The organism is Sandaracinobacter neustonicus, from assembly GCF_006385875.1.
GTDB classification, from domain to species: Bacteria; Pseudomonadota; Alphaproteobacteria; order Sphingomonadales; family Sphingomonadaceae; genus Sandaracinobacteroides; species Sandaracinobacteroides neustonicus.
Genome location: NZ_VFSU01000021.1, coordinates 1 through 21,271, shown reverse-complemented (window position 1 = coordinate 21,271; position 21,271 = coordinate 1). Strand labels below are relative to the sequence as shown.

General features: G+C 66.2%; 18 protein-coding genes and 1 tRNA gene. 12 read left to right on the top strand and 7 right to left on the bottom strand.

Going from position 1 to position 21,271, the window contains the following annotated elements:
* Position 1: 1 nt before the first annotated feature.
* The 5 genes from FJQ54_RS07455 to FJQ54_RS07435 all read right to left on the bottom strand — a co-directional run bounded on the left by FJQ54_RS07455 (position 2) and on the right by FJQ54_RS07435 (position 8,093).
* The gene (locus tag FJQ54_RS07455; RefSeq protein ID WP_140927793.1) at positions 2–1,732 is read right to left on the bottom strand and encodes a PHA/PHB synthase family protein; all 1,731 of its coding nucleotides are present in this window, start codon (positions 1,730–1,732) and stop codon (positions 2–4) included.
* Positions 1,733–1,803: 71 nt separating this feature from the next.
* Positions 1,804–2,820, bottom strand: coding sequence for a DUF2891 domain-containing protein (locus tag FJQ54_RS07450; protein WP_140927792.1), 1,017 nt, complete (start codon positions 2,818–2,820; stop codon positions 1,804–1,806).
* The gene (locus FJQ54_RS07445) at positions 2,817–3,779 is read right to left on the bottom strand and encodes a DUF979 domain-containing protein (protein WP_140927791.1); all 963 of its coding nucleotides are present in this window, start codon (positions 3,777–3,779) and stop codon (positions 2,817–2,819) included. Before FJQ54_RS07445 ends, FJQ54_RS07450 begins: the two co-directional genes overlap by 4 nt.
* On the bottom strand, positions 3,776–4,495 hold the full coding sequence (locus FJQ54_RS07440) for a DUF969 domain-containing protein (RefSeq protein WP_140927790.1): 720 nt from the start codon (positions 4,493–4,495) through the stop codon (positions 3,776–3,778). The genes FJQ54_RS07445 and FJQ54_RS07440 overlap by 4 nt, the downstream gene beginning before the upstream one ends.
* A 4-nt stretch (positions 4,496–4,499) precedes the next feature.
* The gene (locus FJQ54_RS07435) at positions 4,500–8,093 is read right to left on the bottom strand and encodes a hydantoinase B/oxoprolinase family protein (protein WP_140927789.1); all 3,594 of its coding nucleotides are present in this window, start codon (positions 8,091–8,093) and stop codon (positions 4,500–4,502) included.
* A 158-nt stretch (positions 8,094–8,251) separates the two neighbouring features.
* Here FJQ54_RS07435 and FJQ54_RS07430 point away from each other — a divergent pair, with 158 nt between their 5' ends.
* The 5 genes from FJQ54_RS07430 to ppa all read left to right on the top strand — a co-directional run bounded on the left by FJQ54_RS07430 (position 8,252) and on the right by ppa (position 14,928).
* On the top strand, positions 8,252–9,265 hold the full coding sequence (locus FJQ54_RS07430; RefSeq protein WP_140927788.1) for a hypothetical protein: 1,014 nt from the start codon (positions 8,252–8,254) through the stop codon (positions 9,263–9,265).
* Between the two features lie 67 nt (positions 9,266–9,332).
* Complete coding sequence (locus tag FJQ54_RS07425) at positions 9,333–9,707, top strand: BlaI/MecI/CopY family transcriptional regulator (RefSeq protein WP_140927787.1); 375 nt, start codon at positions 9,333–9,335, stop codon at positions 9,705–9,707.
* Entirely contained in the window at positions 9,704–11,437 is a 1,734-nt protein-coding gene (locus FJQ54_RS07420) for a M56 family metallopeptidase (protein ID WP_140927786.1), read from the top strand. Before FJQ54_RS07425 ends, FJQ54_RS07420 begins: the two co-directional genes overlap by 4 nt.
* A gap of 135 nt (positions 11,438–11,572) precedes the next feature.
* The gene (locus FJQ54_RS07415; RefSeq protein ID WP_140927785.1) at positions 11,573–14,248 is read left to right on the top strand and encodes a TonB-dependent receptor; all 2,676 of its coding nucleotides are present in this window, start codon (positions 11,573–11,575) and stop codon (positions 14,246–14,248) included.
* Positions 14,249–14,346: 98 nt separating this feature from the next.
* Positions 14,347–14,928 carry an inorganic diphosphatase gene (gene ppa / locus FJQ54_RS07410; RefSeq protein WP_140927784.1) on the top strand — a complete coding sequence of 194 codons (582 nt, stop codon included), beginning with the start codon at positions 14,347–14,349 and terminating at the stop codon, positions 14,926–14,928.
* A gap of 37 nt (positions 14,929–14,965) precedes the next feature.
* On the opposite strand, the gene FJQ54_RS07405 is transcribed toward ppa, so the two are convergent.
* Complete coding sequence (locus FJQ54_RS07405) at positions 14,966–15,619, bottom strand: hypothetical protein (RefSeq protein ID WP_140927783.1); 654 nt, start codon at positions 15,617–15,619, stop codon at positions 14,966–14,968.
* A gap of 18 nt (positions 15,620–15,637) precedes the next feature.
* Here FJQ54_RS07405 and leuD point away from each other — a divergent pair, with 18 nt between their 5' ends.
* The 7 genes from leuD (at position 15,638) to nth (ending at position 20,407) form a co-directional block, all read left to right on the top strand.
* A complete protein-coding gene (gene leuD, locus FJQ54_RS07400; RefSeq protein ID WP_140927782.1) occupies positions 15,638–16,237 on the top strand; it encodes a 3-isopropylmalate dehydratase small subunit in 600 nt (199 codons plus the stop codon).
* Entirely contained in the window at positions 16,234–17,295 is a 1,062-nt protein-coding gene (gene leuB / locus FJQ54_RS07395) for a 3-isopropylmalate dehydrogenase (protein ID WP_140927781.1), read from the top strand. The genes leuD and leuB overlap by 4 nt, the downstream gene beginning before the upstream one ends.
* Positions 17,292–17,975 carry a DUF502 domain-containing protein gene (locus FJQ54_RS07390; RefSeq protein ID WP_140927780.1) on the top strand — a complete coding sequence of 228 codons (684 nt, stop codon included), beginning with the start codon at positions 17,292–17,294 and terminating at the stop codon, positions 17,973–17,975. The genes leuB and FJQ54_RS07390 overlap by 4 nt, the downstream gene beginning before the upstream one ends.
* 60 nt (positions 17,976–18,035) lie before the next feature.
* A tRNA-Val gene (locus FJQ54_RS07385) sits at positions 18,036–18,110 on the top strand.
* 91 nt (positions 18,111–18,201) lie between these two features.
* On the top strand, positions 18,202–18,555 hold the full coding sequence (locus FJQ54_RS07380) for a RidA family protein (RefSeq protein WP_140927779.1): 354 nt from the start codon (positions 18,202–18,204) through the stop codon (positions 18,553–18,555).
* Positions 18,556–18,654: 99 nt separating this feature from the next.
* Positions 18,655–19,452: a crotonase/enoyl-CoA hydratase family protein gene (locus FJQ54_RS07375; RefSeq protein WP_140927778.1), complete on the top strand. Its 798-nt coding sequence runs from the start codon at positions 18,655–18,657 to the stop codon at positions 19,450–19,452.
* Between the two features lie 289 nt (positions 19,453–19,741).
* Entirely contained in the window at positions 19,742–20,407 is a 666-nt protein-coding gene (gene nth, locus FJQ54_RS07370) for an endonuclease III (protein ID WP_408006016.1), read from the top strand.
* 39 nt (positions 20,408–20,446) lie between these two features.
* On the opposite strand, the gene FJQ54_RS07365 is transcribed toward nth, so the two are convergent.
* On the bottom strand, positions 20,447–21,271 hold an 825-nt coding region (locus FJQ54_RS07365; RefSeq protein ID WP_181160031.1), incomplete at its 5' end, for an IS4 family transposase.

Below are 21,271 nucleotides of genomic sequence, written 5' to 3'. Positions count from 1 at the left end.
CTCAGCGCTGTAGCACATATTCGCCGGGTGCAGCCCCCAGCGATGGCGTGCCCATCGGCGGCGGCGCGGCGGGCGCGGAGGAATGCGCGGCAAGCCAGCGCCCCCATTCCGGCCACCAGCTGCCCTCCTGCCGGTCCGCCGCCGCCAGCCACTCGTCCGGCGTGGGGGCGGGCGCATCGGCGGCGCGGGTGGCAACGCTGTAATGGCGGTGCGGATGGCCGGGTTCCGATACGATCCCCGCATTGTGCCCGCCGCTCGCCAGCAGGAAGCGGATGTCCGCGCCGGTCAGCATGTGCAGCTTGTGAACCGAGCGCCATGGCGCGACATGGTCCCGCTCCGTCCCCACCATGAAGATCGGCATCCGCAGCGCAGACAGGCTGATCGGGTGGCCATCGGTGCAATAGCGGCCATCGGCCAGATCATTGTTCAGGAACAGCTGGCGCAGATATTGGCTGTGCATGGCATAGGGCATTCGCGTGCCGTCCGCGTTCCACGCCATCAGGTCGTTCATCGGCTCCCGCTCACCCATCAGGTAGGTGGAGAGGATGTGCGACCAGACGAGATCATTGGAGCGCAGCAACTGGAAGGCCCCGCCCATGTTGCTGCTGTCCAGATAGCCCTTTTTCCACATCATGCTGTCCAGCAGGTTCAGCTGCGCCTCGTCGATGAACAGGCCCAGTTCTCCCGGCTCGGTGAAATCCGTCTGCGCGGCGAACAGGGTGAGCGAAGCGAGCCGTTCGTCGCCGTCGCGCGCGAGGCTGGCGGCGGCGATTGCAAGCAGGGTTCCGCCGAGACAATAGCCCGCAGCATGGATTTTTGCTGCACCCGTGATCGCCGTCACCGCGTCCAGCGCGGCCTGTGGCCCCAGCTTGCGATAATCCTCCATGTCAAAGTCGCGGAAGGCCGCATCCGGGTTCCGCCACGAGATCATGAACACGGTGAAGCCCTGCCCCACCAGCCAGCGCACCAGCGAATTTTCCGGTGACAGATCAAGGATATAGTATTTCATGATCCATGCCGGGACGATCAGCACCGGCTCTGGGTGAACGTTCCCGCTGGCAGGCGCATATTGGATCAGTTCGATCAGCTCGTTGCGGAACACCACTTCGCCGGGCGTCACGGCGACGTCCTTGCCCACTTGATAGGCGTCCACTCCGGCGGGAGGCGCGCCGGAGACCAGCCGCCCCACATCCTCCAGCCAGTGGGCTGTGCCATCCAGCAGGCAGCGCCCGCCGGTTTCGACGATGCGCTGCTGCAGCACCGGGTTGCTGGCGATGAAATTGGTGGGGGCCGCCATGTCCAGCAATTGCCGGGTGGCGAATTCCGCCACCATCTCATGATGGCGGCTCACCCCCGCCATGCCCGTCGTCGCCACATGCCACCATTGTTGCTGCAGCAGGAACGCCTGAGAGATCAGGTCATAGGGATGCTGTTTCCACGCCGGATCGTCGAAGCGATGATCCTGCGGCAGCGGCTCGATGGCCGGGCCGGCCGCCGGGTCTGTGCTGCGCTCGGCGGCATAACGCACCAGCCGCGCCGTTTTGCGCGCGCCCTTGGCTGCCAGCTTCGCCTGCGTGCCCGGCGAACTGGCGAGGTGCAGCCCCCAATCGGTGAAGGATTGCGCGATGGTGAGGGGCGAAAGGCCGAAGAAAGCCTGTGCGATCAGTGCATGGGCGGATCTGTCAGCCGCTTCGGCGAAGCTGTCGAGCGGATCGGGTTCGGGGTTCGTCATGTTGCCGGCTGCCTGTCCATGCCCCCCTTCGCAACGCCTGTTACCATGCGTTGTGCGGTGCAGCAACCGCCCTAATCCTGCCCCGCCCGCACTGCCAGCAGGGCATAGGTCTGCAGCCAATGCTCGCCCATATAATCGCCCGTCACATGCGCCAGCGCGGATTGCAGATGGCGTTCGGCGGCGTCCATGGCGATGGCGCGGGCGGGGTGGTTCGCGGGCAAGGCCGCGGCGATGCTGCGCCAGCACCAGCCCCGGCTCAGGTTCAGCCCATCCAGATGGGCGATCTTGCCGTCGCTGCGGTCGCTGATGCGCGCGGGCGTGAGCAACGTGGCGGGCTCGCCCACGCCGATGCGCGGCAGGAAGGCGTCGAACCAGCCGGGGAATTCCGAAACGGGCAGGGCGCGGCGCATCAGTTCGGCGACCATCAGCGCGGGCGAGAGGAAATCATCCTGGCAAGGCTCCCACGCCTGACAATCCCGATCAGACGCATGCCAGCGCAGCGCGGCGTCGCGGCAGGCCCGCGCCAGATCGGCATCATGCGCGTCGGCATAGTCCAGAGTCTGCCGCAGCGCGAAGGCGGTGTTGAAATGGGTGCCCACGCGCACGGGATAATCCGCCAGCGGCAGGAAGGCTTTGAAGCGCGCGGCCAGAAATTCCGCCAGCGGTTGCACCATCGCGTGCAGATGGCGGCCTTCCGGCGTTTCATGCCGGGCCAGTTCGGCGGCCTGCATCAGCAGCCAGCTCCAGCCATAGGGCCGCTGATAGAGGCGCGCGGCGGGCCGCTCGAAATAGGCGATCTCGCCTGCGATTGCTTCCGGCGTGAACAGCTCCGTGGCCAGCGCATAGGTGCGTGTGGCTTCCAAGGTGCCGGGGAATAGCCGTGCCAGCGTGAACAAAGTCCACCAGCTGTGCACGCAGCTGTGCCAGTCATAGCTGCCGAAGAACAGGGGATGCAGTTCGCGCGGGGTGCGGGCGTCGTCCGGTCCGCCCAGCGCGTGCATGATATGGTTGGGATATTCGCGCGTCACATGGCCAAGGGCTGTCTCAGCAAAACGGGCGGCGAGTTCGGGGGTGAGGGCGGTCGTCATCGGAAGGCCAGCACGTACATCAGCACCATGTTGGCAACCAGCATGATGAGGGCGGTGGGAATTTGTGCGCGGATGACGCCGTTCAGCGGTGCGTCGCGATCCGGCAATTCCAGCAGGTTCGCGGGCACCACGTTGAAGTTGGCGGCCATCGGCGTCATCAGCGTGCCGCAGAAGCCCGCCAGCATGCCGATGGCGCAGACGATGGCCGGGTCTCCGCCGAACTTGTGCACCAGAAAGGGCAGGCCGATGGCGGCTGTCATCACCGGGAAGGCGGCAAAGGCATTGCCCATCACGATGGTGAACAAGGCCATGCCAAGGCAATAAGCGAACACCGCGAGGAAGGCGGACGTCATCGGGATCGCGCGGGCGATCAGATCGCCCACCACCTGCCCCACGTCGGCCGCCAGAAACACCGCGCCCAGCGAGGCGAGCATCTGCGGCAGCAGCGCCGCCCAGCCGATGGAATCCATCAGCCGCCGCCCTTCCTGTAACGGCGCGAGCGCGGGCGGGCGAAACCACAGCATCGCCGCCGTCAGCGCCGCAAGGCAGCCGATGCCCAGCGCGATCAGCGTCGTCTGCAAATCGGAAATCAGCCAGCGGCCCGCCGCCGTATGCTTCGCCAGCAGCGTGCCGCCCACCGCGAACAGCGGCACCATCAAAGCCGGCACGAACAGCCGGTTGCCGAAGTGCAGCGCACCCGCCCGCCGTTCCTCTGTGCTGGTGGTGGCGGGCTTGCCCACGCCAAGCCGCCCGAACGCGCCGATCCCCACCAGCGCGATCACCAGTAGCCCGTTGCCGAAATCGCCCAGATAGGAGCCGAACAGCAGCGAACACGCCACCAGCCCCCAGAACAGCGCGTTGCGGGCGCGTGCCGGGTTCTGCATGTCGCCAAGGCTGAGGATGGCGAAGGCCGCGAACATCAGGCCGGTCACCAGATAGGCATGGTCCAGCGTGATCATTGACCCGCCGCGTCCTTGGCGGCCATGTCCCGCTTCACCTGCCTGTCGAACAGCGCCAGCCGCGTGCCGTGAACCAGCAGCGCGGCGATGGCGGTGGGGATCGCCCAAAGCGAGACGTGCAGCGCCTCCACCCGGATTCCCGCCTGCTCCAGAAAGCCGACGATCAGCACGATGGAGCCGATGGCGATGAAGATATCCTCGCCGAAGAACATGCCGATATTGTCCGTCGCCGCCGCCATGGAACGGATGCGGAAACGCGCCTTGTCCGTCAGCGGACCATGTTCGGTTTCGGCCGCGCTTTCCGCCATCGGCGCGATCAGCGGCCGCACCATCTGCGGATGCCCGCCCAGCGAAATCAGCCCGAGCGCGGATGTCGCCTGCCGCACCATCAGATAGACCAGCAGCAGCCGCCCCGTGGTCGCCGCCTTTACCTGCGTGATCAGGATACGCGCGCGCTCTTGCAGGCCGGTGCGTTCCAGCAGGCCGATCACCGGCAGCACCAGCCATGTGATGTGGAAATAACGGTTGTCGTTGAAGGCCTTGCCAAAGCGGGCGATGGTGTCCACCCCCGCCGCTGCCAGCTCCGCAGGGCCAACGCCGGGGCCGATGGCGGCCATCACGCCGGTGGTGATCGCCGCCAGCAGGATCACCAGCAACGGGTTGATGCGGGCGACAAAGCCCACCACCACCACGACAACGCCCAGCAGCACCAGCATCCTATCAGTCGCCCCCTGTGCCATAGCCGCCGCCGCCGGGCGTCTCGATAATGAAGATGTCGCCGGGCTGCATCGCCGCTTCGGCTGTGGCCCCCAGCGGCTCAAGCTGCCCGTCCGCGCGCTGCACGGCATTCACCCCAACGGCACCCGGCGCGCCACCCGCCAGCCCGAATGGTGGCACCCGGCGATGGTTGGACAGGATCGCCGCTTCCATCGGTTCCAGAAAACGCACCCGCCGCACCGTGCCGTCACCGCCATGCCAGCGCCCGGCCCCGCCCGAGCCGCGGCGGATGGAAAATTCCTCCAGCAGCACCGGGAAGCGGCTTTCCAGCACCTCCGGGTCGGTCAGGCGGCTGTTGGTCATGTGCGTCTGCACCGCGCTGGCACCGTCAAACCCTGGCCCCGCGCCCGATCCACCGGCGATGGTTTCATAATATTGCCGCGTCTCGTCGCCGAAGGTGAAGTTGTTCATCGTCCCCTGTGCAGCCGCCAGCACCTCCAGCGCGCCATAGAGCGTGTCCACCACGGCCTGGCTGGTTTCCACATTGCCCGCCACCACGGCGGCCGGATAGCGCGGGTTCAGCATCGACCCCTCCGGCACGATCAGCTCAATGGGCTTCAAACAGCCTTCGTTCAGTGGGATGGCATCGTCCACCAGCGTGCGGAACACATAGAGCGTCGCGGCGCGAGTGATGGAGAGCGGGGCGTTGAAATTGTTGGGCCGCTGCGCGCTGGTGCCGCTGAAATCGACCACGGCGCTACGGGCTTTGCTGTCCACGTCGATTCGCACGCGGATGGTCGCGCCATCGTCCATCTCATAGGCGAAGCTGCCGGGTTTCAGCGCGGCGATGGCGCGGCGCACGGCCTCCTCGGCATTGTCCTGCACATGGCGCATATAGGCGGACACCACGTCGCGCCCGAACTCGCCCACCATGCGCGCCAGTTCGTCCGCGCCGCGCGCGCAAGCCGCCACCTGCGCCTTCAGATCGGCGAGATTCTGCTCCACGTTGCGCGCGGGCCAGCGGCCGGAGCCGAACAGCGCCCGCGTCTCCGCCTCGCGCAATTGCCCCGCTTCCACCAGCAGGAAATCGTCGATCAGCACCCCTTCCTCGTCCACCGTGCGGGAGGAGGCGGGCATGGAGCCGGGGGTGATCCCGCCCACATCAGCATGATGTCCGCGCGCGGCGACGAAGAAGGTCGGCACCGCATCGCCCGGCAGGAACACCGGCATGATCACGGTGATATCGGGCAGATGTGTGCCGCCATTGTAGGGCGCGTTCAGCATGTAAACATCGCCCGCCGCCATCGTCCCCGCGCGGGAGGCGAGCACGGTGCGGATGCTTTCCCCCATCGATCCCAGATGCACCGGGATGTGCGGCGCATTGGCGATCAGCGCCCCCGCGCCATCGAACAGCGCGCAGGAAAAATCCAGCCGCTCCTTGATGTTGACGGAATAGGCCGTCGCGCACAGCGCTTCGCCCATCTGCTCCGCACAGGCCATGAAGCGGCTGTTGAACAGCTCCAGCAGGATCGGATCGACAGCGGTGCCGATGGCCGCGCGGGCGGGCAGCGCCGTCACCCGTTCCAGCAGCAGATTGCCTGCCGCATCGGCCCGGGCCTGCCAGCCCGGTTCCACCACCGTGGTGCCGGTGGCTTCCAGCAGGATCGCCGGGCCGTCGATGGCGGCCTCCGGCCCCAGCGCCTCGCGGCGGAACAACGGGGTGTCGCGCAGCTCGCCCGCCATCCGCACCTGCAACCGGGCGACGGGCTCCAGCGGGCCGCTCGCCGCCGCCGCCACGGTCGCGGCCTGCGCGGATGCCCCGACGGCTTCCACCTCCAGCGCTTCCACCGTCAGCGCCTTGCCATGCGCGAAGAAGCCGAAGCGCTGGCGGTGCAGCGCCTCGAACGCGCGCGCCATCTCGGCTGCTGGCCCGAACGGCACCGGCAGCACCGTGTCAGACCCGGCGAATTTGATGTCCGCCCGCGCCAGCGTGGCGATGGCGGCATCGGCAAAGCCCTGCGCCGCCAGATCGGCCCGCGCTGCGGCATCCAGCGCCGCCACCTGCGTGGTCAGCGCCGCGTCCGCGCCCGGCTCCAACGGCCGCGCCACGGTCGCCTGCCGGATGCTGCGCACATCGGCCAGCCCCATGCCATAGGCACTGAGTACGCCCGCAAAGGGGTGCAGCAAAACCCGCGTCATCCCCAGCGCGTCCGCCACAAGGCAGGCGTGCTGCCCGCCCGCACCGCCGAAGCAGTTCAGCACATAGCGCGTCACATCATAGCCGCGCTGGATGGAGATGGAGCGGATGGCAGCCGCCATATGCTGCACGGCGATGGTGACGAACCCCTCGGCCAGTGCGCCGGGCGTCATGGCAAGGCCGGTCGCGGCCTCAACATCGGCGGCCATCGCCTCGAACTTCGCGCGCACCGTGTCGGCATCCAGCGGCTGGTTCGCCTCCGGGCCGAACAGCGCCGGGAAGAAAGCCGGGCTTAGCTTGCCCAGCATCACATTGGAGTCCGTCACTGTCAGCGGCCCGCCGCGCCGATAGGCGGCAGGCCCCGGCACCGCGCCCGCGGATTCCGGCCCCACGCGCAGCCGCCCGCCATCGAAGCGGCAGACGGAGCCACCGCCCGCCGCCACGGTGTGGATGGACAGCATCGGCGCGCGCAGCCGCACGCCGGCCACCACCGAATCCGACGTACGCTCATACGCGCCCGCATAGTGGGACACATCGGTGGAGGTTCCGCCCATGTCGAAGCCGATGGCGCGGTCGAACCCGGCGGCTTTCGCGGTTTCCGCCATCGCCACCACCCCGCCCGCCGGGCCGGAGAGGATCGCGTCCTTGCCCCGGAACGCCCCCGCCGCCGTCAGCCCGCCGGAGGATTGCATGAACTGCAGCCGAGTCGCCGCCCCCAGTTCGCCCGCCACCCGATCCACATAGGCCTTCAGGATCGGCGACAGATAGGCGTCTGCCACCGTGGTGTCGCCGCGTCCCACCAACTTGATCAGCGCGCCGACTTCATGGCTGACGGACACCTGCGTGAAGCCCGCCTCCCGCGCCAGTTCGGCCAGCCGCAATTCGTGCGCGGGAAAGCGCCAGCCGTGCACCAGCACGATGGCGATGGCGCGCAAGCCTTTGGCATAGGCCGCCGCCAGCCCGGCGCGCGCGGCGGCTTCGTCCAGCGGCTGCACGATTTCGCCATCCGCCGTCACCCGCTCGCCGATCTCCAGCACGTCGGCATACAGCTGTCCGTTCAGCACGATATGCCGCACGAACAATTCGGGCCGGGCCTGCCAGCCGATCCGCAGCGCGTCGCCAAAGCCGCGCGTGATCGCCAGCAGGGTCGGCTCGCCCTTGCGCTCCAGCAAGGCATTGGTGGCAACGGTGGTGCCCATGCGCACTTCGTCCGCCGATCCGGCGGCCAACGGCCCTTTCGGAACCCCCAGCAGGCGACGAACGCCCTCCACCGCCGCATCGGCATATTGCTCGGGATTTTCAGACAGCAGCTTCAGCGTCTGCAAGCCGCCATCCGGCGCGCGGGCGACGATGTCGGTGAAGGTGCCGCCCCGGTCGATCCAGAATCGCCACCCCGTCATCTGCGCCCGACTGTCCTTGCTTTGCATTGTGCGGCGCAGCGTTACGCAGCGGGGCCGTCTCTGTCGAGGCACGGTGCCCGCATTTTCGCCCGCATTTTCGCAGCGCCGCACCCACATGGCGCGTTGCCGTGGCCCGCTGCAACCGCTAGGCGCGATTCGTGGCCCAATCCTCCCTCACCGCCCGTCTCGCAGAGCTTGCCGACACGGCAAAGATCTGGGGCGATTCTCCCGCCGGGAAAACCGCGCGCAAATGGTTCAACGCGGCGCTCTCCATCCTCATTATCGGCCTGCTGGTGCGCGCCATCGCGCAGGTGGGCTGGGATCAGGTGGTGGCGGTGCTGCCGCCTTCATGGCTGTTCTGGGCGCTGTTCATCGGCTCCTACCTGCTGCCGCCGCTGGTGGAATGGGTGATCTATCGTCGCTGGTGGCACTTCGGCTGGGAATCCATCGGCGTGTTCCTGAAGATGCGGGTGATGAACGAGGCGCTGTTCAGCTATTCCGGCCACACCTATTTGCTGGTGTGGGCCGCGAACCGGCTGGGGATCGAATATGATCCGAACGCCCCGCCGCCGCGCATATTGGGCCGGGGCGACGGGCCGGGGGTGGATCCGTCCACCAGCCCGGTTGCGGCCGTGAAGGATATGGCCATCACCTCGGGCCTTGCGGGCAATCTTGCCACGTTGGTGATGCTGCTGCTGGCGCTGTCTCTGGATGGGGCTTCGGTGCTGGGCGAGGCGCTGGACCTGCGAACCCGCAAGATCCTGTTGTGGAGCTTCGGCGCGATGATCCTGCTGAATATCGGCATCGTGCTGTTCCGGGGCAAGGTGATGAGCCTGCCGGTGAAAGAGAATATGTTCGCCTTCCGCTGGCACATGTTCCGCGTGCTGGCGACGCAGGCGCTGCTGGTGGGCAGCTGGGCCGCTGCCCTGCCGGCGATCGACGCGGAAACATGGTTCCTGCTGGGCGCACTGCGCATGGTGATCGGCCGCATGCCGGTGCCCAACAAGGACATATTGTTCGCCGCCATCGCCGTGAGCCTTGCCGGAGACGCGGCGATCGAGGTGGCGGCATTGATGGCGGCGCAAGGCGCGCTGACATTGGTGTTCCATGGCGTGGCATGGGCGGTAGCGGCCGCGCAGGAAGCGGTTGTGAAGCCCGCGCCTCAAGCCTGAACAGGGTGGGGCTTTCACTGCTGCTACAAATGTGGCATGCTACATCTGTAGCAGACGGAGCAGGCCGATGATTCCCGCCCTTCCGCGCCGGGAGCGCGAGATTTTCGAGATTCTATGCGGGGCAGACGGGGCGACCGTGGCCGACGTGCGGGAGCGCTTGTCAGACGCGCCCGGCTATTCCGCCGTGCGCACGCTGCTCTCCCGGCTGGAGGGGCGCGGGCTGGTGCGCCACCGCGAAGTCGATGGGGCCTATGTCTATGAACTGGTGCCGCAGGGGGCCGATGTGCGCGAATCGGCGCTGCGGCAGATGGTGCGGACCCTGTTCGACGGATCGGCCGTGTCCGCCGCCACCGCGCTGCTGGGCCTCAGCCGCGATCTCAGCCCGGCCGAGCTGGACAGGCTGCAATCCGCCATCGATTCCGCGCGGGAGACGCAGAAATGAGCCCCGATTTCCTGCTGGAGATGGCGTGGAAATCCGCGCTTCTGGTCCTCACCGGGCTGGCGCTGGTGCTGCTGATGCGGCACCGCCCGGCGTCGGAGCGCTCGCTGGTGCTGCGGCTGACGGTGCTGCTGCTGTTGCTGCTGCCGGTGGCGGCGCTGTTCGGCCCGCGCCTCGCGGTGGAGCAGCCGGGCATCATGGCCGATCTGGCACCCGCAGCTGCGCCCGCACCGATGCCCCGGCCCGCCGCCGCTGAACCCGCCACCGTCCTGCCCATTGCCCCTACCTCTCCGGCTCTGCCATGGCAGGCGCTTCTGATCGCCGCCTATGGCCTTGGTGTCGGCATCGTGCTGTCGCGCCTCGTGGCGGGCGTGCTGATCCTGCGCCGCTGGACACGGGCCGCGCGGCCGCTTGTGCATCCGCTGTGGGGCGCGGCCTATGATCGGGCGCTGCTGCGCGCCGGGGTCCGCCGCCGGAAGGTGGCGCTGCTGCTCTCCCGCCAGACGCCGTCGCCGCTGGGCTGGGGGCTGCGCCGCCCTGCGATCCTGATCGATCCGGCCACGGCCGCGCGCGACGAGCAGGCCGAAGCCGTGCTGGCGCATGAAATGGCGCATGTGGCGCGTGGCGACTGGCCGGCGCTGATTGCCTCTCGCTTGGCGCTGGCGCTGTTCTGGTTCAACCCGTTGGTCTGGCTGCTGGATCGCAGATTGTCGGAACAGGCCGAGGAAGCGGCTGACATGCACGCCATCCGCCGCATCGATCCGGCCGCCTATGCGCAGACGCTGCTGAACTGCGCCGCGCCGGGCGCATTGGCGCTGCCCGCCAACCCGATGGTCGCCAACAGCGACATCAGCCGCCGCATCATGGCGGTGCTGGATGAAGGCGCGCGGGATCGGGCGGCGCGAAGCCGCCCCGCTTCCATCGCCACGGCGCTGGCCTGCGCGGCGGTGCTGGCCTCTGCTGCGGCGATTGCTGCAGTGGAAGTGCGCCCGCGCGTCGCCGCGATCGTGCCGTCGCCGGTTTCACTGCCCACGTCCGTCGAGCCTGCCTCCGCCGTCAGCACGCCCACTGAGGTTGCGGCCGTCTCCACAGCTGACGCTGCCGCATGGCCCGCCCCGGCACCGGCCCCCGCGCCCGAACGCGCCGCCATGCCGGATCCGCTGGGGGCTGTGGTTGCTGAGGCTGTCGCCAACCCGCCTGCGCCCCCGGCTCCTCCGCCTGCGCCTGTCGCCCCGCTCAGCCCGCCCACCCCGCCCGGCCCGGCGTCGCCGGTCGCCGCCGCAGCGCCCATCGCGCCGGTTTCGCCCGTTCCGCCCGTGCATGTGCGTGTGGTGAAAATGCCGAAGATCACGCGGGAATCGCTTCTGCAGTCCATGGGCGTGACGGAGGCCTATGTGACAGCCATGGCCACCGCCTTCGGCATCCGCATCGACGAGGATGAGGTCGTGTCGCTGAAAGCGCTGGGTGTCACGCCGGAACAGGTGCGCGACTGGCGCGCTGCGGGTCTGCGCCGCCTCAGCGTGGACGATGCCACGCAGCTGGCCGTGCTGCGCATCAAGGCGGACTATGTCGCCGGGATGCGGCAGGCGGGCCTTGGCGACATCTCCGTGGACGATCTGTCAGAACTGCGCGCCATGGGCATCTCGCCCGAGTTCGCGGCCCGCGCCCGGCGGGAAGGCCGGGCCGAAAGCGTGGACGAACTGGTGGAATACAAGGCGCTCGGCTGGCGCTGAGCGAAACCCCTGCTGTGCCCTGAGGGCAACAACCCCTCCCTAACCGGATAGTCAGCGCGCAGTTGCGTTGCATGCTGCGCAAATTGTGCGCAATATTCCTCCAAAGGGCAAAAGCCCAATTGGGGAGGAAAATCGATGAACGGACTGCGTGCGTCCTGTGCACTCGGTGCACTGTTTGTATCGGCGATGATTCCGACAACCTGGGCGATGGCCCAATCAGGCGCGGGGGATGATCCCTACAACGCCGGCGACATCATCGTGACAGCCACGCGACGCGCACAAGCGCTGTCAGACGTGCCAATTGCCGTCAGCGCCATTTCCGCGCAACAGCTGGAGGCAAGCGGCGTCGGCGATATCCGCGCGCTGAACCAGTTGGCCCCGTCGTTGCTGGTCTCTGGCGCGACATCGGAAACCAACTTCTCCGCGCGGATTCGCGGTGTCGGCACTGTGGGGGAAAATCCCGGCATCGAAAGCTCGGTCGCGCTGTTCATCGATGGCGTCTATCGCAGCCGCACCGGCACCGGCCTGTCTGAACTGGGCGAGGTGGAGCGGATCGAAGTGCTGCGCGGGCCGCAGGGCACGCTGTTCGGCCGCAATGCGTCGGCCGGCCTTATCAATGTCGTCACCAAGAAACCCAGCTTCGACAATGGCGGCTATGCGGCCGCAAGCTACGGAAATTACAACAGCATCCGCCTTGAAGGCGGGGTGAATTATGTGCTGGCCGACAATGTCGCCGCCGCCAAGGTGGAAGGGCTGTGGTTCAAGCGCGACGGCTTCGTGGAAGACATCCGCTCGGATCGCGACTTCAACGATCGGGATCGCTGGATGCTGCGCGGCCAGTTTCTGCTGACCCCGAACGACAATCTGGAAATCCGCCTGATCGGCGATTACTCCCGCCGCCGCGAACAATGCTGCGTCGCCTCGTTCCTGGAATCGCGCTCGCTGGCGCGGGATGCGCAGGGCAATGTGATCATCCTGCCCAACACGCTGGAGCCGATCCTGCGCGGGCTGGGTGTCACCTCGCCGCGCGGCGAATTGTTCAAGGTGGCGATCTCGCCCAACCGCGATTACCGCTCGGACAGCGACGACTGGGGCGTGTCGGGCGAAGTGAACTGGGATCTTGGCGCCGCCAGCCTCACCTCCATCACCGCATGGCGCGATTACCGCGTGCGCACCGGGCAGGATTCGGATTTCACCGATATCGATTTCTGGGGCCGATCCAACCAGTTCCGCCACTTCAAGACGTTCAGCCAGGAATTGCGGCTGCAAGGCACCCTGTTTGAAGACCGACTCGATTGGCTCGTCGGCGCTTACTTCGCGGACGAAAAACTGTTCACCAGCGACAATATCGCCTTCGGGGCGGATTCCGAACGCTATGGGGATTGCCTGATCGTCGCCTCGCTCGCGCCCACCACGCTCAACCCGTCGCTGCCGCGCTGCACCACGCTTCCGGCCACGTCATGGCCCGGCTATGCGGGGCTTGCGGCGGCCACCGGCTCCGCGCGGATGCCCGGCACCGGCGCGGGCGGCTATTTCAACCATGAAAGCCGCAACTACGCTTTCTTCACCCACAACAGCTTCGACATCATCCCGGATAAGCTGATCCTGACGGTCGGCGCGCGCTACACCAACGAGCGCAAGACCATCGACGGCGTGTTCGCCAACAACAACACATTGTGCGCCGCGCTGCGCAACATCGCGTCGGCCGCGGCGTCCGTGCCCTGCGCCATCAACGGCACCGCGGGCGCGGGCATCCCCTCCGGCTCGGAAGGCGCGCGCGTCAGCGAAAGCCGATGGACTGGCACCGTGGTGCTCAGCTGGAAGCCGGTTGACGATCTGATGGTCTATGGAAGCTGGGCGCGCGGTTACAAGGCGGGCGGCTTCAACCTCGACACCTCCGCGCTGGATATCGTCTGCAACCCGAACGCGGGCACGGTGGCGCAGCGCGCGGCCTGCGCGGGCCAGCTGGCGCTGCCCGCCAACACGGTCGGCAACGCCCGCCCGGAAGCAGTTGACCTGCAGTTCGGCGCGGAAACGGTGGATTCCTGGGAACTGGGGGCGAAATTCTCGCGGCCCGGCTTCAGCGCCAACCTCGCGCTGTTCCAGCAGAAATTCTCCAACTTCCAGCTGAACACCTTCAACGGGGTGAATTTCGAAGTCACCAACATTCAGGGCTGCCGCGATGATCTGGGCAACACGGACAGCGACGGTTCCGCCATCACCGGTGCCTGCTCGCCGGACAGGCTGAAGCCGGGGCTGGTCTCCAAGGGGATCGAGCTGGAACTGAACGCCCAGCCCGCGCCCTATTTCAACGTGACGGCGGGCCTGACTTACACCGACACCCGCTATGCCAGGGATCTGGTGGGCACGGGTGGGCGGCCGCTGTCCCCGGTGCTGTTCCAGCTTCCGGGGCGGCTGCTCTCCAACGCGCCGGCCTATGTGATGTCCGGCTCAATCTCGTGGAATCCGCCCATCGGCGACAATCTGCGCGGCCTCGCCTATCTCGATTACCGCTTCACAGACAGTTACAACACTGGTTCGGACCTCGACATCGAAAAGGTGCAGGAGGCGTTCATCGTCTTCAACGGTCGGGTCGGCATTTCCAGCGCGGACCGCAAATGGTCGCTGGAACTGTGGGGCCAGAACATCTTCAACAAGCAATATTTCCAGATCAGCGCCGATGCGCCGCTGCAAGGCTCCGGCACCTTCCGCGGGGTGGCGCAGGGGATCAGCACAACGGCCAACCAGCTGTTCCTCACCTTCCCCGGAGAGCCGCGCACCTTCGGCGTAACGGGGCGCTTCCGCTTCTGATGTTATGCCCGCAGGGGGCAGCCATGCAACCTGCGGGCATCATCCATGACCTTAGTTCGGCTTGACGCACGGTGCTGAGGGCAGCATGGCGCATCGCCATGGACATCAGCCAGATTCCCGTCGGGGAAAATCCGCCCAAGGACCTTTACGCCATCATCGAGATTCCGATGGGCGGCGTGCCCGTGAAGTATGAGCTCGACAAAAAGTCGGGCGCGATGTTCGTGGACAGGTTCCTGCACACGGCGATGTATTATCCCGGCAATTATGGCTTTGTGCCGCATACCCTTTCGGAAGATGGCGATCCGATCGACGTGATCGTGGTTGGCCCGCACGCCGTGGTGCCCGGCGCGGTGATCCGCGTGCGCCCGGTGGGCGCGCTTTTGATGGAAGACGAAGCCGGCGGAGATGAGAAGATCCTCGCCGTGCCGGTGGACAAGCTCCACCCCTTCTATTCCAATGTGAAGAATTACACGGACCTGCCCACCGTGCTGATCGAGCAGATCGGCCACTTCTTCGAGCACTACAAGGATCTCGAAAAGGGCAAATGGGCGAAGTTCAGCCGCTTCGTGGACGTGGCCGGGGCGGAAGCGCTGGTTCTCGCCGCGCTGGCCCGTTATCAGGCGCACAAGGAAGAACTGGCAGCTGAAGCCGAAGCGCAAGAGGCTGACGCGGCAGCTTAAGGCGGCGGCCTGAGCGCCGCCCGCCGCTTTCGTCTGATCAGTCGAGATAGCCTGTGTAAGACTTCGCGATGCGCTCACGCTCGCGGGCAACGAAATCCGTGCGGCGGTTCCGCAGATAGGCGTCCCCCCGGTCGACAGCTTCCAGAAAATCCAGACGCATATGCTCCATCTGGAATTTCATGCGGTTGAGCCCGGTGGCGTCGCGATTCGCGAGTTGCCGATAGGCGTCCTTCATCTCGACGACGATTTTTTCGAGCAGGATCGGGAACTTCGGATTGCTGCCATAGGCCAATGACCGATAGTGGAGATTCTCGATCGACTGCTCCACGTGCCAGGTGCGCAGCAGCAGCTCGTTGGCGGAGATTTGCCCCTTACCGGGGTTCTGGCTTACGGGATCAAGTGCGGAGAGCGCCCGCAGCTCGACGAGATTGCGACTTGCTGTTTCGAATATATCGTCGATGAAGTTTTCTTCCCACTGCCCGATCGCGAGACCCGCCGAACGCTTCAGGAACAGCAACGCGCCGCCCAATATGGAAAGCAGTGTCAGCAGGTTGACGGTGAGTTCGACACTGTCCTTCATGATGCCCCCCAACAGAATGGCAAACCTGCCGCTCAGCCCTCGCCGAGTCCACAGGAATTCGGCTCCCCTCAGTTGCGATGCTCGCAACCCCCTTTCAACGGTCATCGCCATGGCCTAGGGCACATGCCCATGCAGCCAGTCACCACAATCGCCGGCCGCGCCGTGCCGTTCGGCGCCGCCAATGTCGACACCGATGTGATCATCCCCGCACGCTTCCTGAAGGCGATCACGCGGCACGGCCTTGGCAAGGGTGCGTTCGCCGCCATCCGGGAGAATCCGGATAACATCTTCGATCAGCCTGAGAATAAGGGCGCGCCGATCCTGATCGCGGGCGACAATTTCGGCTGCGGCTCCAGCCGCGAACATGCGCCATGGGCGCTGATGGACATGGGCTTCCGCGTGGTGATCGGCCCCACCTTCGCCGACATCTTTTCCGGCAACAGCTTCAAGAACGGCCTGCTGCTGGTGCAGCTGCCGCAGGCCGCGGTGGACCGGCTGATGCAGGTGGCGGCGGAAGGGCTGCCCATCACCGTCGATCTGGACAGCCAGACGGTGACGACCCCCTATCAGGACCGGTTCGAATTCCCGATCGACCCGTTCCGCAAGCATTGCCTGCTGAACGGGCTGGACGAAATCGGCCTGACGGAACAGGTGGCGCACGAAGTCGCCTCTTATGAAGACCGGCTGCTGATCGAGCGGCCCTGGATCGCCGGAGCCGCGCAACGATGAATAGCCTTCTCCTCCTCCCCGGCGACGGGATCGGCCCCGAAGTGACGGCGGAAAGCCGCCGCATTCTGGATGCGCTGGCGCTGCCGGGCCTCGCCATTTCCGAAGCCCCCTTCGGCGGCGCCTCCATCGACGCGCATGGCGTTCCGCTCACGGCCGAAGCAGAGGCGGCTGCGCTCGCCAGCACCGCCGTGCTGATGGGCGCGGTGGGCGGGCCGAAATGGGCCGGTGTCAGCTATGACATTCGCCCCGAAGCCGGGCTATTGCGGCTGCGCACGGCGATGAACGTGTTCGCCAATTTGCGCCCGGCGCGCTGCTTCGCGGCGCTCGCCTCCGCCTCCACGCTGAAGCCCGAGGTGATCGAAGGGCTGGACCTGCTGTTCGTGCGCGAACTGGTGGGCGGCGTCTATTTCGGCACCCCGCGGGGCATCGAAACCCTGCCGAACGGCGAACGGCGCGGCTTCAACACGCAAAGCTACACCAGCAGCGAAATCCGCCGCGTGGGCGTCACCGCCTTCGAACTGGCGAAGCTGCGCGCGGGCAGGGTCTGCTCGGTGGAGAAGGCCAATGTGATGGAATCCGGCGTGCTCTGGCGCGAGGAAGTCACCCGCCTGCACGCCGAACGCTATGCCGAGGTCGAACTCAGCCACATGTATGCGGACAATTGCGCCATGCAGCTGGTGAAGGCCCCGCGCCAGTTCGACGTGATCCTGACGGACAATCTGTTCGGCGATCTGCTGTCGGACCTTGCCGCCATGTCCACCGGCTCGCTGGGGATGCTGCCCTCGGCCGCGCTGGGGGAGGCGGGCAAGCCGGGCCTGTATGAGCCGATCCATGGCTCCGCGCCGGATATCGCAGGGCAGGGGCTGGCGAACCCCTGCGCCTCTATCCTCAGCCTCGCGATGGCGCTGCGCTATTCACTGGGCGCGCCCGAAGCGGCAGACCGGGTGGAAGCCGCCGTGGAAGCCGCGCTGAACGCAGGGGCGCGCACCCGCGATCTGGGCGGCACGCTGAGCACGCGCGGCATGGGCGACGCCATCCTCGCGAAACTGGGCGCATGAACGAACAGCCGGCGCGCAGCCGACTAAGCCCGATGCGGCTGGTCGGCGCGTTCCTCACCGGCCTCGCCTTCCTTGCGCCGCTGCTGCTCACGGCGATCGTGCTCAGCTGGGTGGCCGCGCAGATTGTGGCGTTCGTCGGGCCGGACAGTTTCGTGGGCCATATCCTGAGCGCGGGCGGCCGCCTGTTCGTGGACGATCCCGAAGGCGGCCTCATCAGCTTCGCCATCGGCTGGGCGCTGGTGCTCGGCTTCATCACCGCGCTGGGCCTGCTGGTGCGGGATCGCGCGAAAAAGGTGCTGGAAGATTGGGTGGACCGCAGCATCGGCAGCATCCCGCTGCTGGGCAATGTCTATCGCCCCGTCGCGCAACTGGTGCGCAGCGTGTCCGGGCAGAAGGCAGAGGAAATGTCGGCGATGGCGGTGTGCCGGGTGGAATTCGGCGGCGGGGTGGACACAATCGCCTTCCTCGCCTCGCCGGACCCGATCGACGTGGAGGGCGTGCCCTCGCTGCTGGTGCTGATCCCCACCGCGCCCGTCCCCATTGGCGGCGCGCTGCTGCTGGTGGCGGCCACGAAAGTGCATGTGCTGCCGGACATGAAGTTCGACGACATTGCCCGCCTCTATCTCACCATGGGCATGACTCCGCCACCGCAGCTGAAGGCCGCTCTGGCCCGCCGTTGACGGAACAGCAAGCGGGCTTGCCCTTTGCGCCTTGTATCGGTATTGGCCCGCTTCCCGAGTGGGCGCGTAGCTCAGTGGTAGAGCACTGTGTTGACATCGCAGTGGTCGCAAGTTCAATCCTTGCCGCGCCCACCATTTCACCCCCCGTCGCGAATTCCGATGCGCACCGCCTTGCGCAGGAACCAACTTCTCGTGCACGGCAGCGCCGACAGCACAGGAGCTTCCAATGAGCATCACCCGCATCGATCCCGGCCCCCGCATGAGTGAGGCGGTCATCCATGGCGACACCATCTATCTGGCCGGGCAGATCGGCGCGCCGGGCGAAAACGTCACCGCGCAGACAAAAGCCGTGCTTGCCGAGATTGACGAACTGCTGGCCCGCACCGGCAGCGACAAGCACCATATCCTGATGGCGACCATCTGGCTGGCCGATATTGCCGACTTTGCCGAGATGAACGCCGTGTGGGACGGCTGGGTCTCGCCCACCGCGCCGCCCGCGCGTGCCACCAGCGAAGGCAAGCTCGCCACGCCCGATTATCGCGTGGAAATCATCGTAGTGGCTGCCCGTAAGGCCCGATGACGCCCTGTTGAATTGGCCGATGGGCAGCGCCGCCGCGCCGCCCTAACGTCTGTCATAACCCCGCCCGCGCGGGATCGGCACAAGCAAGGAACTGGCAAGATGACGGAACGCATCCGGGTCAACATTCAGGGCGGCGTCGCCGATGTGCGGATGATCCGCACAGACAAAATGAACGCGCTGGACGACGCCATGTTCTCCGCCCTCATCGAAACCGGCGAGCAGCTGAAGCGCGAATCCGGGGTGCGCGCCGTGGTGCTCTCCGGCGAAGGTCGCGCCTTCTGCGCCGGGCTGGATACCTCCAATTTCGCCGGCATGGCAGGCGGCAACCGCGCCGATTCGCTGGTGGATACCCCACGCACGCCGGGCGGCGCGAACCGGGCGCAGCAGGCGGTGATGGTGTGGCGCGAAGTGCCGGTGCCCGTAATCGCCGCCGTGCAAGGCGTCGCCTTCGGCGGCGGCTTCCAGCTGGCGCTGGCGGCAGACCTCCGCTTCGCTACCCCAGACGCGCGCATGGCGGTGATGGAGATCAAATGGGGGCTGGTGCCCGACATGGCCGGGATCGTGCTGCTGCGCCCGCTGGTGCGCGACGACGTGTTCCGCGACCTCACCTACACCGGCCGCATCTTCGACGGAACCGAGGCGCTGGCGCTGGGAATCGCCACCCGCCTTAGCGCAGACCCACACGCCGAAGCCCTCGCCTATGCCGCCGACATCGCCGCCAAAAGCCCGGACGCAATCCGCGGCGCAAAACGGCTGCTGAACCTCCCCGCCTCTGCCACCGTGGCCGACGTGCTGATGGCCGAATCGGTGGAGCAAACCGCCCTCATCGGCTCGCCCAATCAGATCGAAGCGGTGATGGCGAACCTGCAGAAGCGGGCGGCGGTGTTTAAGGACTGAAGGGCGGTTTTTTTTGCCTCCGGCGGGCAGGGCTTTGCCCTGCACCCTCAAAATTGGCGGAGTGGCCCAACTCCAGCGTCGTGGACGTGATCGAATTCCATTGCCTGCGGCGCGACGCAGCTCTCTCCCCCTGCAAGGGGGAGAGTTGGAGAGGGGGTGTCAACGGTCGGCCTGACCAACTCCCATCACAACCCCCACAACCAAACCCCACTTGCACCAACCAACAGCCTTTGCTGTAGCCACAACCATGCCAAAACCCCCACGCCCCCGGCCGCAAACCCGGCGCAAGCTGCCCAAGGCGGACGTGGAAGCGATCTTCGACGCGCTGGGCACCGCCAACCCCTCGCCGAAAACCGAACTGAACTACTCCAACCCCTACACGCTGCTCGTTGCCGTCGTGCTCTCCGCGCAGGCCACCGATGTCGGTGTGAACCGCGCCACCGCGAAACTGTTCGAACAGGTGCAGACCCCGCAGCAGATGCTCGATCTGGGGCTGGACGGGTTGAAATCCCATATCCGCACCATCGGCCTGTTCAACAGCAAGGCGGCCAATGTCATCCGCCTGTCCGAACAGCTGATCGGCCTGCACGGCGGGCAGGTTCCCCGCACCGAAAAGGAACTGGTCGCGCTGGCAGGCGTGGGCCGCAAGACGGCGAACGTCGTGCTGAACGAGATTTTCGGCGAGGCGACGCTGGCTGTCGACACCCATGTGTTCCGCGTAAGCCACCGAATCGGCCTGTCCAGCGGCAAGACGCCCGATGCCGTGGAGCGCGACCTGCTGGCACAGGTGCCACAGCGCTGGGCAAAAGACGCGCACCACCTGCTGATCCTGCACGGCCGCTACCTGTGCAAGGCCCGCGCGCCGGAATGTTGGCGCTGCCCGATTGCACTCTGGTGCCGCTTCGCAGACAAGGCTTCAGAGCCGCCGGCAAAGGCAGGACGACCGACGGCCTAACCGCACAGGAGATCGTTATGCGTGCAGCAATCCTTTCAATTACCCACAAATGTTGCGGCTGACGTTAGCACCGATTTTGATGTCCATCAGGCGAGACCATCCTCTCCAGATGACGATGTTGCCAGGCGGCGGATCATGGGCTCGCGCAAGATAGCCTCCGAGCCGGGCGATTTGGGTTAGATAGTCGGAAAGGGTTCTGCCTGGCGGTTCATTCCTTCGGGAAGCTGCGAGGTGGTCGATCAGGGTAATTTCGACATCGGTCAGGATCAGCCGAGGCGATGCGTCAGGAGCAGCGCGATTGATCATGGTCATCCAAAACAGGCGCCATGACAGAATGCAGAATATGGCGATCAGATTGGCGAGGCGTTCGGCGGTCCGCAGCCGCGCATCTTCGGCTCGGCAGCCAGATTTGAGTATCTTGTGGAAGAGTTCGATCTTCCAACGCTGAGCATACCAGTCGAGCTTTTCGATGGCTTCGTCAGGCGTCGTTACCGGCAGATCGGTGATGAGCCGCCAGTCGATTGGGGGGCGCCCTTCAGGCGTTCCACTCTCACGGGCATGCAAGATGGTCAGGCTGAGTGAAGGATAGCGCTTTTGCTTTCCGATCGGCGGCAAAACTTGGATGCGCCTATAGCGCAGTTCGATGTCGGCATGATCGTCTTTGCCAATGGTGATCCGATGCGTGCCTTGCACGGTGGTTTCGCTCATTTCGTCGGCGATCGTATGGCCACCGTCGCCAGCCAGACGATCGACACAGGTGCGGACCAAGAAATGCGTGCCGAGCGCCTGTGTTTCGCAGAAGAACTCGTAAATGTCGTTCTCTCGATCGCCAATGTGAACCAGTCGCTCCGGATCGCCTAGCAG